Source organism: Spirosoma knui (genome assembly GCF_054780635.1).
In genome coordinates, this window is the sequence record NZ_BAAGVY010000026.1 from 1 (window position 1) to 12,255 (window position 12,255).

The following is a 12,255-nucleotide window of genomic DNA, read 5'->3' on the forward strand; positions in this document are numbered from 1 at the left end:
GTTGGTTTGGTCGGGCCGTCGCTCCGGCGCACTGGTTCGGCTGCGGCAGTAGGGCCGTTAGCGGCTGCGGTCGCTCGTCCGTCAGGTTGGGCGGGGGGTGCCTTACGCTCGTTCTGCTCCCGGTTGTGGCCTGCGTCGGCGGGGGCTTCCTGCGGTTGAACACTGGCTAACACCTGGTTAACCTGCTCTTTAATCCGGCTGAACTGCTGGCGGGTGTCGGTTTCGCTTACCTGCTTGAACGGCTGAATGGGCTGCGCCTGGCTGGTGGGGGCGGAAAAGTATCGCCTAAACTCGGCGTGGCTCCCTTCGGCCAGTATGCCCGCAAATTCGCCTTGCTCAAAGCGCATAACGGCCTGAGCCTCCAAACGGTCGCGCTGCTGCACGTTCCGGCTCTGGCTGAAGCTGGTGCCGTTGTCGCTGTGGCTCACGCTGCGCCCGGTGTACTCCTGGTCATAGCGGCCAAACATCCGGCTGACCCGTTCGGCTACTTCGGGCGTGGTCGAGCGGCCAAAGAACTGGTTTGATAACGAGCCTAAAATCATTTCGCTGGTCTCCCGGCCAAAGGCTCCCACCATTTGGGAAATGTCCTGAACGGCGTAGACGGTGGCTATCTTGTTGCTGCGCCCGGTGGCGGGTAACTGCTGGAAGTTGGGAATAAACAGCGTGGGGGCTTCATCCAAGATAACGACGCTTGGCCGCTGGCCCGGTGTATTCATCCGTTTTAGGGCCGTAGAGACGATTAAGGAGATAAGCGGGGAGAATGTTCCGGTTAACGTCGGGTCGTTGCCTACGGTCAAAATAGCGGGCTTCTGGGGGCTGTTCAAATCAAACGGTACGTCGTCGCCCGACAAAACCCAATAAATCGCCGGACTGACTAAAGCGGAGAGATAGTTTTGTACGGTTGAGAATACGCCCGCTAACTGGTTATCACTCCCGGCCCCACTGCTCACGCTGGCAATGATGGGCCGTACTTCGTCGTCCTGCCGTAGTACTTCGATGAGCCTGCGGGGGTCGCTTTCCAACAGCAAAGAAACCGCGTGGGGTAGGGTGCAGTACTGCGGGTGGTTGTTCCGCAAATACCAGATACTCCCCGTTAACAACACTTCCGCCGACTGAATCCAGAAACTACGCTGTTGGGCAGCTTTTACGTCTAAGTTACTCAGGACGGTTAGGGCCGCTTCTCGGGCGTGGCTAACGTTTGATAGTAGCCGGGGGGCTACGGGGTTAATCCGGTGGCTGCGGCTTACGTCGGTGAAGTTGACGTAATACGGCGTTACGTCTGTGCCGGCATAGCTCCCGGCCACGTCCTGGGCGAGCGTGGGAAATTTGAAATCATACACTAAACCCGTTAAGCCCTGCGCTCCGGCCTGTTGAATAATCGGCTCGACGAGTGATTTACTTTTACCACTGCCGGGGCCTCCGTTGATAAATGTTCCCCGGTAGGGATTGGCTAACCATAAAGGCCCGTCGCCGGTCTGGAATACAAACCCGCCTTGTTTGGGGTCTATCTTGATGGTCTGCGGAACGTTTCGGCGGTAGTGGCGGAAGATGGCCCAACCGGCATACGCCATAAATACCAGGCTACCCCACCCGGTGTACTTCTTTACCAGGAAGAACGCTAACCACCAGGGCAGCGAACGTACCCAAATCTTATTCCAGAGCATCCAGCTTTTAAACTGCTGCTCCTCGTAATACCCGATAGCGTCTAACGCCCAGTCACTCACCCGGCCTAAGCCGAAAATGCGAAGCCAGCCTAACAGCGAAGGGGTTAACAGACTGGCGATTACGGTTAAAATAAACAGGTCTCCGCCATGCCAGGTGGCGGGCGTTTTGGTGGCCAGCGTATAGATAAACAGCCCCAGGCCGCCTAACGCGATATAGCCACTTAATTTGTCGTCTTTCATTGTTGGATAAGTTATTACAGACGGGGGCCGCGTCGCTTAATTTCGGGCGGCTCCTGCTGTCGTTGTTGTTGGGGCGGGGTCTGCTGCGGCTCTTGTGTCTTTTCTTCCCCTCGGGCCACGTCTGGCTTGGCCCGTTGTTGCTGCTGGTTTTGTCCTTGCTCTTTCGCCTTCTGCTGCTCGGCGGCTCGCCGTTCTGCGGCCTGGCGTTGGGCGGCTCGCTCCTGCTCCTGGCGGTGGCTCTCGGCCCGAATCACGGCCAACTTTTCGGCTACCCGTTCGGCCTGGGTGCCGTGTTGCTGGTTGCGGCTGTACTCAAACGTTTCGGTTGGCTTGCGCTCGTAGCTGAATTTCTGGTCGAACTGTCGCTCACTGGCCCGGATGAAGTTGGTACGGTCGAATCCCCCTTTTACGGCTCCTTTCTCGGTGGCCCGGTGATTCGTCGCCGGACTGAGTTTAAGTGGGTGTTTCCGCTCCATCTGTCCGGCCTGCTGCTGCGCTTTGAACTGGCTTAGATTCTCCGTCCGGCTAACGATAACGTGGACGTGGGTTTGCTCTCCCTCTTTTTTTCTTCCCTTCAATTCTTCGCCCGTCTGTACGGCCCGGTCGCTGTGGGTATGGGTTCGCTCCTTTTCGATTTTGGCAAACCAAACCAGGTCTTTCCCTTCTATCCCCTTTCCAAAATTGCGGGCGTACTCGTTCATCACGTCGCGGGTATAGTCGCGCAGCTTCGCCGGATCGTCGCCGATGTGCTTTAATTCTTCCCGGCTGGGGCCAATAATGATTTGGTAAAACTTCTCGTCGTCGCGGCCCAAATTCCGTTTGTTCTGGTCAATGGTGGGCGTTACCTCACTCGCCCGCATTCCGTCGCGCTCCTGGCTGAACCACTGGCCGCGCTCCTGCTTCTCCAGGTAGTTTACCAAACCGCCACAACTGCCCGCACTCCCGCCACTAACTTTTACAACCATACGCTACATTTCGACTATTATCTGTTAGGGTTGCCGGGACGGGTTGCGTCCGGCTTCGGGGGTACGGGCTGGGCCGTACCTGGCTGGGCTGCGTTGCCAGGCTTTGGGGGAATCGGCTGGGGGGTATTCATGGCCGCAACAGCCGCTTTAAAGCGGTCGGTCAGGAGTTCGGGCTTTATCGCACTGCTGATTGTTCGGATTTGCGATTGCCCTATTTTCCTCGGTACGTCCTCTTGCAGTAGTTTGGTTAGTACCTGCACGTCGTCCGACAGGGGACGCAGTATCTTCTTTTCCTGCTCCCGGATGAAGCCGATTAACCGTTTGTCTAACGCCTTAATTGCGTCGGTTGGATTGTCGGCTTTGGGGTCTCTGGGGTCGGCTTTAGTGGCGTTGAAATACCGCACCATTGCCCCGAACAGGTCTTTGTTAGTCATGCCGTAGGACTTGGCGAGCTTCTTAAAGTCCTCGTATAACTCCGGGTCAACATCAATACTTTTTAGGGTTCTGCTCATGGGTCACGGATGCCCAAACGGAAACAGTACGCTGTTTATCAATTAGTTAAAGACAGAATACGTCTTTTTCCCGTTTGGTTCTAGTTTTCTTTTTAGGTTAAATATCTGTTTATCAGCCCCGTAGGGCGGGCCGAAGAACGGTATGACCGAAGGGAATACCGTTCCGGCTCGCTTCTACGAACGCGCCAGCCTGCCCACCGTAGGGGGGCTATCAGACCGCACCGCGCAAGGGGTAGAAGGGAAGAAAAACCCGTCAGGTACGCCGGTAGCCTTAGTTGCATCGGGTGTACTGGTTGTACCAGTTGTACCCGGTGTACAAGGGGTGGTAGGGCTGGTATTGGTGGTATGATTTATACCTGCCCAACCTGCGCCAGAAACTGCCCTATCTTTTCCAGGTCGGCTAATCGCCAGGTGTCGGGGTGTTCCCTTCGCCGGGCTAAATCCCGGTAGTGTTGCAGGCCCAACAACCGGCGGAACCTGACTAAGGGAATAGGGGAGTTTTGCAACCGGCTATACAATCCGTCGCGGGCTTTGAAAAACGTTTGCAGGTCGGCCCGCTCCTGTTTACTGCCGTATCGCTCCGTCAGGCGGCTAACATCGGCATAGGTAAACGGTAGTTCTCCGCGTCGCTTGGTATAGTAGTTGGTCAGGCTCAACCCTAAAAAGCTGGCCACCTCCGGCGCGTCCTCCTGGGCGGCTCGTTGGGTAACGTGGGTTACTATCTCCCGGTATCGGCTAACGGCTTCCAGCAGGTTCCGGGGAGTAGTGCGCGGTAGGCTGGCCGGTACTGCGGCCCCTTCCGCCTGGTCGCTCTCACAGACTAAAATCATAACACTAAATTACTAAACAGATAGGAAAGGTAGAAATACGGTGTTGATAACTAAATTTATAGTTGCCGCCTTCTTTAATTTTTTTAGCAACGCGCGGTCTTCTTTGTTTTTTGTTTTTTCGCTCGTTCCGGTTCAGTGTATTTTTAGTTTTTTCACTTTATCCACAGATTTTTTAGCAACGCGCGGCCCGACAACTATTATAGTAGGAAAATTCTTTATAGTTATATTTCTTATATAAGGAGTATAACCGAATAAAAGGAGATATACCCCCACTTAACAGGCCGAATAAAAGGAGATATACCCCTAGTCATGTAAGTAATAAAAGGAGAAATACCCCTTATTTTTAGGAGTTGCATATTGTATCTCCTTTTATTAGATTGCTGGCGTTTTCTATTTGATAGTATAGAATGATGGAGGGACAAGACAAACGAAGTACGCAGTTAGTTTTGCCACTTGGCTTGAGCTATGAGCCGAAACATAAGGACTTGGTTAAGCAGCATTGGAACGTAACGTTTGCCCGTCAGGGTCGTATGAGTGTGGCCGCTAAACGTATCATGGCCCGCGTCATTGACCAAATACGGGATGATGACTTCAAGCTGCGGCCCTACTATCAGTTCCGTATCGTGGACATTGTCACCGAAGCGGGTATTACGAAGGAAACCGCCTATAAGGAGATTCAAGGAGCGTTACTTGAACTGTTGGCGGCTATATGGGAGTTTGAGAGCTTGGACGGGAAGGAATGGTTTGCTCGACACCTGCTCGACTCTACAAAAGAGAGGGCCGTAGGGTACAAGGATGGAATCATTACGGTACTGCTCAACCCACAGTTAGAACCGTACTTTGTTCAGATAGCCCATTACTCGACTTATCAGCTTAACAACTACATGGGGTTAAAAAGCTGGTACTCGATGCGCTTCTTTGAAATCCTGTCCGCCTTCCGTGATACGGGCCTATGGTGTCCGACGGTTGAACAGTATCGCCAACTTATGGACTGCACCCAAGAGAAGGATAAACGGGGTAAGATCAAGCGAGACAAAAACGGAAACCCAAAGATAAAGTACCCACTAACCAAAGACTTAGTTAAGTACACCATCACAGAGCCATTAGAAGAGTTAGCCGGTACAGCCTTGGCGTTCGACTATGAGCCGGTGTATGAGACTACCCGCATGACGCGAGGTCGTAAGAAGATAATAGGCTTTAAGTTCACTCTGAAACGTAAGCAGGATGGTAAGATACCTGAGTTCTGGCTACAAAACGCAGTGGTATCTAAAGTAGTGGCCGGTTTGCGGGCCTGGAAAGTAACAGATAAGAATATTGCTCTTTATCTGGAAGATATAGGCACCAAAGCGGCTAACAAGCTGCTGTACGACTGGCAGTTAAAAGAAAACACCGACGACCGGATAAACGACCGGGTAAAATACTGTAACGCTGTATTTGCTAGGGCCGGTAAGTCTGCTCAGGAAAAACTAAAAAATGAAATTGATTCTAATTTGAACAATTAGAGAGCAACACTAAAGTGTAAAGAGCTATGAGCAGCCTGTTTGAAGAAAAAGAATTTGAAGAAAGATCAGACTATATAGACGATGCTAATTTAGAAATATGGAATGTTGAAAATGAGCATTTTGCTTTCATTCAACAAAAATTATTAGCTGTTGGTGCAAAATTATTGGCAGGTCCTAGAGGTACAGGGAAAACGCACCAGATGAAAATAGCTCATTTTAAATGTGCTAAAGATGTCAGCAAACCTCTTTCTATCTTCGTATCATTTAGTAAGTATTATCATCTAGAACCATTTCTCACAAAAGTACCTAACGCTATACAAATATTCCACACATGGGTACTTGCAAAAGTCGTTTTAGGATGCTATTCTTTAATAGAGGAACAAAATATAGAATACGAAATTTTCGCTAATGATCCCCATATGAATAAAGAGTATATGGAATCTTTTATTGAGAAGGCCGAAAAATTAAAAGCCTCTCAACTAAACGAAGATCCGTTAATTTCTAGATTAAGTATAGCAAAAGTCACAAATTTAATAGAGAATATAACTAAGTCATTAAACAGATCTAGAGCAGTAATAATGTTAGATGATGCCGCTTTAACATTAACACCTGAATATTTAATAGAATTTTTTGATATAGTAAGAAGCTTAAAAACAAAAGTAATTAGTCCAAAAGCTTCTGTTTACCCTGGTACCACACAGTATGGACCAAGATTCCATGTAGGACAGGATGCAGAAATGGTTCAATGTTGGCTGAGTATAGAAACTTCTACGTACTCATCCTTCATGGATAGTTTAATTGAAAAGAGATTTAATCAGTATAAAGAAGGCGTAAGTACTGAGATTTTAGAACTTTTCAAATACGCTTCTTTTGGGATTCCAAGAGCTTTTATTAGTTTATTGAGAAACTATAAATCTAGCAATGAAAGAAGCACACAAGCAAAATACAATTCTGTTATTGAACAACAGACAAGGTTTATAGAGAGCGAATATATGTCTATTACTCAAAAATTGGTACAATACAAAAGAGTTATAGAAGCTGGATACTCCCTATTTAAAAAAATTACAGAAGAGATTAGAGATGATAACAAAGGTCTAAACGATCAAAAAAATATTGTTATTGGTATTCCCACTGATAGTATATCTAATTTTAAGTTAGCTGACAGGATGCTTAGGTTTTTAATCGAAGCTGGATTATTATATGAAGAAGTTTCAGTAAAGCATGGTACGCAGGAATCTACAGGAGAAAAGCGAGAATATAAGCGGTATATTCCACACATTCTTTTTTTAATTCAAAACAGAACTTTTTCTCAGGGCCACGGAAGCAGTTTTGGCGAAGTTCTAAACAGAATAAAGGCCAAATCACGTAAGCAACCGCTAAGACGAGTAATAAACAATTTACTACCACCTGATGAGCTGAGTGGGTTATCCCTCGATTTACCGCCTTGTCAATCTTGTAATACTCCAAGGTTAAGTCCAGAGCAGAGATTTTGCCACAATTGCGGTAAAGAACTAGTAAACCAGTCAGCTTTTGAGGAGTGCTTGAAGATTAGTGTTGATGATCTACCATTAACAATTTGGCAGAAAGAAAGAGTAAAAGGCATTCAGCTCAACACCGTTGGTGATTTTATGGCTTTGCAAGATCCAGGCACGGAACTCAGGAAAGTTCGTTTAATTGGTGAGTATAGATCAAATCTGATTTATAATGAAGTCCTTAAAACTGTTGATGAATTTTTAGCATAATGACCAGAGTAGTCACTCAATTTTCCGCTCAGACAAATTCTGTAGTTGCAGGAACTATAAGCTATGACATAGCTAATATTATAGACAGATCGTATACAGAGTCAGATATGTCTCCTATAGATAGTTTCATATCTAATGGAATAGAAATCAACAGACTATTTACCTCAAATCCTTCTCAAGTATTAGGTAACCTAATAATACTAGGATATGTATCAGCTATTGAAAGCTATTTTAGAGCTGTTTTTAGAAGACTAATAATAGTTGATGCTGCATCGCAATCAACTTGTGAGAAGAAGCATGTTTTTTATGGCGCTGTATTACACCATGATGATTCAATGTTACCTGAAGCTTTGTTCGAAGATATCTCATTTGCAGGCAGAAAGAACATACTGTCATCAATAAGTAATTTCTTGGGTATACCTTTGCAAGAATCAAATATTCCAGAGGTTCTAAAGTCTAATCTAGATCAATTTGAAGGTATTTGTGAATTACGTCATTGTATTGTGCATAGATTCGGTAAGTTTGGGTCTCGAAATGCAATATCGTTAGGACTATCTGAGCATTCCATAAATATAGAAAAACCGATAAAATGTGATTTTGCATCATTACAACAAATTGTTGCTGTCTGTCAAAATACAGTAAGAATCACTAATAATTTTTTGTTTGAAAAGATAATTAATAGATTGATTTTATCAGGTAATACAAAGATTTTAGATCCAGTTTGGACTTGGGACTATGACAGAGATAAAGTATTATTTGGCAAATACTACAAAATTTTTTATTCTAAACTAAATCCACCAGCTTTAAAGATAACACAAAAAAAATTGTACACTGAATATCACAATCATTACAAAACCCTTTAAAAATGCAAAATTTAGGTCAATACTATACAGCCAATATATTTTCTCAATTGTTGGTAAATAGTATTAGTAGTAGTAACCCTCAGTGTATTTTAGAATTAGGAGTTGGAGAAGGTTCTTTGCTGAAAGCCGCTTACTCTAGGTGGTCAGATGCTTCCTATTATGTTTCAGATATTGATAAAAAATCCTTAAATAAGCTTAAGGAAGAATTACCTTTTATAAAATCTTTTCATTTAGATGTACTCAAAGAAAATATCTTCGAGAAAATTAGTTTAGATTCAAACGAAGTTGATATTGCGCTTTGCAATCCTCCGTATCTACGCGTAGGTAAATTAGGTAATTATACTAAACTATTCGAAGATGCAAACTTAAAAGAGTGCAAAAATCTTTTGTACTTAACTAGCGACATCATCTTTTTGGCTAAAAATCTTCAAATACTAAAAGACTCTGGAGAGTTGGGAATTATTTTACCGGATGGTTTAATAACTGGTAATGATTTTAAAAATTTAAGATTTTCCATACTAAAATCACATAACGTAAAGGCAGTCATTCAATTACCTGAAAAAATTTTTCAGAAAACTGAAGCCCTTACTCATATATTAATTATAGAGAAGGGGAAAACCAGCTCAAGTAATGTACCTTTATTTTTAGCTGATATAGAGGGGAAAATTATAGATCAGATAGATAGTGAAAAAGACTCATTAATTGAAAGAATGGATTTTAAGTACCACTCATGGAAGCAAAATAATAATTTAAAAAGCACAGGCTTAACTTTAAAGTCTATTGGGGCAGAAATAAGACGTGGTCAGTCCACTCATAGTGAGCTCAAAGCATCAAATAGTTTCTTCTTACATACGACAAATATATCACATAATAACTCCCATCTAGTTACAACAGAGAATCGAGTAGAAAGCACCCTATGTGCAGAAGAAGGTGATATAATATTATCAAGAGTCGGTGTGATTGGAAAAGCGGCTATGATTTCGGAAGGCTGCGCACCAATTTCTGATTGTTTGTATAGAATTAGAGTAAGTGATTCGTATAGAATTTCAGTCTGGAATTCTTTAACATCAAGAGCAGGTCAAGAATGGCTTTTGGCTAAATCGCATGGAGTATGTGCTCAGGTCACTAGTAAAAGTGATTTGCTTGACTTTCCAGTCAACGTTGGACTAGACTCCCCAGATTTGAATGAGAACCAGCTAGATGTTGAATAGCTTTCGTAAGAAGCCTTTTTTGTCTTGTGTTGGCAAACGCTCAGTAAGTTGAGTAATCATGCCTTTGATGTCGTCCAACTCCGTGCGTATATCTTCCTGACGCATGGGGGGCTGACTGCCTTTTTTTATTTGCTCTTGGGCGTATTGGCGTAAATCCTCATTTACGTACTGGCCTATCGTCTTGCCGCTGCGCTGTGCGGCCTTCTCAATTGCGGTACGGGTTTCGAGGTCAACCCCGCGTACTGTCCATAAACCCACATCTGGGGCGCGTCTGGGCCTGCCCCCTTTACCTTTTTTCCCCTCTGGCTCCGTCTCTGCTGCGGCTACGTCAGCCACTGCAAAACTTAACTCCGGTTTTGTTATGTCGTCTTGGGTAGCCATTACAGTAAAGTAAGACGTTTTGTTATGGCCGTAAACTACGTCTTTTTCCTCGTTAGTCGCAACTGTAAACAAAACTCCGGTTTTGTTACGGTTTTCCTAAACGGGCAAAATCCATATGTTTGGCTGTCAAACTATTACAGCAAATGGTCAACACATGATTGAATCTATAGCCTCCGAAATATTAAAGTTTTCGCTCACTACTCTGTTTGGTTTAGGTATCGGCCTGTTATGGAAATCTCACCTATTGCCTTTTCTTTCTGAATTGAGCGAGAAAGTGAAGCTGCATCAAAATTGGGCGTCTCAATTAAAATTTAGCTCCAATGATGTACACGATATACACGTACAGATAAATAAGACAGGCCAAAATATCACCGGTGAACTTGTGTTTGTATCTGGGAAACACAAGGGCAAAAAGTACACTATATCAGGTAGGTACCACAGCCATATACTTACATTTCTATACTATCCTGTAGATGAGAAGAGCACAAGTCAGGGTACTGCCACACTTTATAGAAAGGATGATGGCAATTTGTTGGAGGGTTCTTTTGCCTATTTCAGTCAAGACAAAAATTTAATAGATACTACACCTTGTCAGATGCGCCCCATTTTTTACTAAGACGGTTCACTTGTATTTTTCGAGGTTCTGGCCTTTTCTGCCGTTGTGTCTGATTTCATGGATGAACCACATAACATAACATTGCTTATACAACAATCCCAAAATAGTACAACGCCCGGCTAGCTTCTCCTAAAGGGCCGGGCGTTGTACTTTGCCGAGATATGCCTTTTAATTATAGTACCACTTAATAAATTTTAGCTATTAGCTTTTATATTTTAGCTATTAGCTTTTATATTTGTGCCGCACTTAAACAAATCAGATCATGAGCAAGTCAGCAAAAGAGTTAGGCGCTATCCTGGGGCATATGTATGAAAATGCACCACGTGGTAAGCAAGTTACGATGGTTCACCTTTTTGGCATTCAATACCGCGACCAAATTGAGAAGGTCGGACTCAAAGACGTAATTACTGCTTCTGGTATACGCCCAACATATCTTGTCGAGGTGAATAAGGGAATGAATTTGGCCGATTTCGTGACGATTGACAGTAAGAAGTGAGGTTGTTACAAGGGCTATATTTTACACTTCAAAAGAGGGAATACACTCCCTCTTTTGCTTTTAATAAAACAAAATAATGTTTGGTAGCTGCGGCCAAAATGGACGAGCTGCGGGCGCGAATCCCGCCCGATCTGGCCCGGCTCCCGGCTATGTCCGGCCCTCGGTGGGGCTGGCTCTCCAAAGATTGTTTGGTTTTTCTTCTGTTGCCGACAAATGAAGCGGGGTAATTTGGCAGTCATTGACTGCCAAATTACCCCGCTTCATTTGTCGGCCTGCTCCCCGCTAAGGGGTCGCCGAAGGCAACGGCCAATTTTGCAAGTGCCGCTTGCAAAATTGGCCGTTAGCTTTTGGACAAAGAATTACGGTAAGCTATCTCGCGCCGATGGCGTACCCGGCTGACAGAGATACAAGGCAACTATTATACTTCTGCCACGTCGAACTAAACAAGGCCGTTTTGCTGAACTGAGCCAGTAACCGAACGTCGAACCGTTGGCGGTTCAGTTGTACGCCGGTTGCCACCCCAAAGCTGCTACGGTATTTGTCCTCGATGCCGTACCGTTCGCGCTCATACGCCGGAAATACAGTGTTTGGGCTTCCCTGGCTCGTTTCAATGTAATGACTGCCGCGAACCTGTACATACGGCCCCAACAACAGACTAACCACGTTATTACCCCTGGTCAACTGCTCCCGTAAGGGCAAAAGAAACTCAACGGCGGGGGTCGTATTGACGTTGGTTTGAGTACCGTAAACGGTTTGGTCGGCTCGTGTCCAAACCAGCTTATAACCAATCCGGTAAAGTGATAATTTGATTTCCGGCTGTACCTGGATGGCTCCGATTTGCAGGGGCCTGGCTATGCTGATCCCATAGCCAGGCGTGGGGCTAAATTGTACCTGCGGTAATAACTGGCCGGGTTGCCCTCCGGCAAAATCGGGGAAGGGGCCGTTAGAGGCAAATACACTTTGAACGCCTATCCGTATTTGTAGGCTCTGGGCCTGGCTGTGGCCTGCCAGTAGAAGCAGGGCCAACAGCCAGAAAAGCCCGTTATTTCGTCCTATGGGGGTTTTCATGGGTTAAGTCTTACATAAAGTTTTGCCAGTCCTCCGGCTCCGGCTGGGCGGGTGGTAATAGCCTGGGCGTTGGTTTGGTCGGGCCGTCGCTCCGGCGCACTGGTTCGGCTGCGGCAGTAGGGCCGTTAGCGGCTGCGGTCGCTCGTCCGTCAGGTTGGGCGGGGG

13 protein-coding genes are annotated in these 12,255 nt (G+C 45.7%); 7 read left to right on the forward strand and 6 right to left on the reverse strand.

Features of this window, described 5'->3' with window-relative positions; translation table 11 throughout:
• The 3 genes from ACYVIY_RS28460 to ACYVIY_RS28470 form a co-directional block, all read right to left on the reverse strand.
• Nucleotides 1-1,904 (reverse strand): type IV secretory system conjugative DNA transfer family protein (locus ACYVIY_RS28460; RefSeq protein ID WP_460980066.1); only part of this gene is annotated, 1,904 nt, incomplete at its 3' end.
• A 14-nt stretch (nucleotides 1,905-1,918) separates the two neighbouring features.
• The gene (locus ACYVIY_RS28465) at nucleotides 1,919-2,869 is read right to left on the reverse strand and encodes a DUF5712 family protein (protein ID WP_460980067.1); all 951 of its coding nucleotides are present in this window, start codon (nucleotides 2,867-2,869) and stop codon (nucleotides 1,919-1,921) included.
• Nucleotides 2,870-2,886: 17 nt separating this feature from the next.
• Nucleotides 2,887-3,381 carry a BfmA/BtgA family mobilization protein gene (locus tag ACYVIY_RS28470; protein ID WP_460980068.1) on the reverse strand — a complete coding sequence of 165 codons (495 nt, stop codon included), beginning with the start codon at nucleotides 3,379-3,381 and terminating at the stop codon, nucleotides 2,887-2,889.
• A gap of 142 nt (nucleotides 3,382-3,523) precedes the next feature.
• On the opposite strand from ACYVIY_RS28470, the gene ACYVIY_RS28475 reads away from it, so the two are divergent.
• Nucleotides 3,524-3,730, forward strand: coding sequence for a hypothetical protein (locus tag ACYVIY_RS28475; RefSeq protein ID WP_460980069.1), 207 nt, complete (start codon nucleotides 3,524-3,526; stop codon nucleotides 3,728-3,730).
• 1 nt (nucleotide 3,731) lies between these two features.
• Here the strand turns inward: ACYVIY_RS28475 and ACYVIY_RS28480 are convergent, their stop codons facing one another.
• The gene (locus ACYVIY_RS28480; protein WP_460980070.1) at nucleotides 3,732-4,211 is read right to left on the reverse strand and encodes a hypothetical protein; all 480 of its coding nucleotides are present in this window, start codon (nucleotides 4,209-4,211) and stop codon (nucleotides 3,732-3,734) included.
• 407 nt (nucleotides 4,212-4,618) lie between these two features.
• Between ACYVIY_RS28480 and ACYVIY_RS28485 the strand changes: the two genes are divergently transcribed.
• Genes ACYVIY_RS28485 through ACYVIY_RS28500 form a run of 4 tightly spaced genes read left to right on the forward strand, consistent with a single transcriptional unit; the run spans nucleotide 4,619 to nucleotide 9,529 of the window.
• Nucleotides 4,619-5,713: a replication initiation protein gene (locus ACYVIY_RS28485; protein ID WP_460980071.1), complete on the forward strand. Its 1,095-nt coding sequence runs from the start codon at nucleotides 4,619-4,621 to the stop codon at nucleotides 5,711-5,713.
• A gap of 26 nt (nucleotides 5,714-5,739) precedes the next feature.
• Complete coding sequence (locus ACYVIY_RS28490) at nucleotides 5,740-7,455, forward strand: hypothetical protein (RefSeq protein ID WP_460980072.1); 1,716 nt, start codon at nucleotides 5,740-5,742, stop codon at nucleotides 7,453-7,455.
• Nucleotides 7,455-8,318, forward strand: coding sequence for a hypothetical protein (locus tag ACYVIY_RS28495; RefSeq protein ID WP_460980073.1), 864 nt, complete (start codon nucleotides 7,455-7,457; stop codon nucleotides 8,316-8,318). The genes ACYVIY_RS28490 and ACYVIY_RS28495 overlap by 1 nt, the downstream gene beginning before the upstream one ends.
• Nucleotides 8,319-8,320: 2 nt before the next feature.
• Nucleotides 8,321-9,529, forward strand: a complete 1,209-nt coding sequence (locus ACYVIY_RS28500; protein WP_460980074.1) for an N-6 DNA methylase — start codon at nucleotides 8,321-8,323, stop codon at nucleotides 9,527-9,529.
• Here the strand turns inward: ACYVIY_RS28500 and ACYVIY_RS28505 are convergent.
• Nucleotides 9,515-9,910: a hypothetical protein gene (locus ACYVIY_RS28505; RefSeq protein WP_460980075.1), complete on the reverse strand. Its 396-nt coding sequence runs from the start codon at nucleotides 9,908-9,910 to the stop codon at nucleotides 9,515-9,517. The two genes, ACYVIY_RS28500 and ACYVIY_RS28505, sit on opposite strands and share 15 nt — an antisense overlap.
• A gap of 154 nt (nucleotides 9,911-10,064) precedes the next feature.
• Here ACYVIY_RS28505 and ACYVIY_RS28510 point away from each other — a divergent pair, with 154 nt between their 5' ends.
• A complete protein-coding gene (locus ACYVIY_RS28510; RefSeq protein WP_460980076.1) occupies nucleotides 10,065-10,526 on the forward strand; it encodes a hypothetical protein in 462 nt (153 codons plus the stop codon).
• A 262-nt stretch (nucleotides 10,527-10,788) separates the two neighbouring features.
• The gene (locus ACYVIY_RS28515; protein ID WP_460980077.1) at nucleotides 10,789-11,022 is read left to right on the forward strand and encodes an HTH-like domain-containing protein; all 234 of its coding nucleotides are present in this window, start codon (nucleotides 10,789-10,791) and stop codon (nucleotides 11,020-11,022) included.
• Nucleotides 11,023-11,391: 369 nt separating this feature from the next.
• Here the strand turns inward: ACYVIY_RS28515 and ACYVIY_RS28520 are convergent, their stop codons facing one another.
• The gene (locus tag ACYVIY_RS28520; RefSeq protein WP_460980078.1) at nucleotides 11,392-12,090 is read right to left on the reverse strand and encodes a hypothetical protein; all 699 of its coding nucleotides are present in this window, start codon (nucleotides 12,088-12,090) and stop codon (nucleotides 11,392-11,394) included.
• Nucleotides 12,091-12,255: the final 165 nt, after the last annotated feature.

What these genes read in the sequence shown, in the direction of transcription:
- ACYVIY_RS28465 (WP_460980067.1), bottom strand. Translation starts at nt 2,869, where the DNA reads ATGGTTGTAAAAGTTAGTGGCGGGAGTGCGGGCAGTTGTGGCGGTTTG.
- ACYVIY_RS28470 (WP_460980068.1), bottom strand. Translation starts at nt 3,381, where the DNA reads ATGAGCAGAACCCTAAAAAGTATTGATGTTGACCCGGAGTTATACGAG.
- ACYVIY_RS28475 (WP_460980069.1), top strand. Translation starts at nt 3,524, where the DNA reads ATGACCGAAGGGAATACCGTTCCGGCTCGCTTCTACGAACGCGCCAGC.
- ACYVIY_RS28480 (WP_460980070.1), bottom strand. Translation starts at nt 4,211, where the DNA reads ATGATTTTAGTCTGTGAGAGCGACCAGGCGGAAGGGGCCGCAGTACCG.
- ACYVIY_RS28485 (WP_460980071.1), top strand. Translation starts at nt 4,619, where the DNA reads ATGATGGAGGGACAAGACAAACGAAGTACGCAGTTAGTTTTGCCACTT.
- ACYVIY_RS28490 (WP_460980072.1), top strand. Translation starts at nt 5,740, where the DNA reads ATGAGCAGCCTGTTTGAAGAAAAAGAATTTGAAGAAAGATCAGACTAT.
- ACYVIY_RS28495 (WP_460980073.1), top strand. Translation starts at nt 7,455, where the DNA reads ATGACCAGAGTAGTCACTCAATTTTCCGCTCAGACAAATTCTGTAGTT.
- ACYVIY_RS28500 (WP_460980074.1), top strand. Translation starts at nt 8,321, where the DNA reads ATGCAAAATTTAGGTCAATACTATACAGCCAATATATTTTCTCAATTG.
- ACYVIY_RS28505 (WP_460980075.1), bottom strand. Translation starts at nt 9,910, where the DNA reads ATGGCTACCCAAGACGACATAACAAAACCGGAGTTAAGTTTTGCAGTG.
- ACYVIY_RS28510 (WP_460980076.1), top strand. Translation starts at nt 10,065, where the DNA reads ATGATTGAATCTATAGCCTCCGAAATATTAAAGTTTTCGCTCACTACT.
- ACYVIY_RS28515 (WP_460980077.1), top strand. Translation starts at nt 10,789, where the DNA reads ATGAGCAAGTCAGCAAAAGAGTTAGGCGCTATCCTGGGGCATATGTAT.
- ACYVIY_RS28520 (WP_460980078.1), bottom strand. Translation starts at nt 12,090, where the DNA reads ATGAAAACCCCCATAGGACGAAATAACGGGCTTTTCTGGCTGTTGGCC.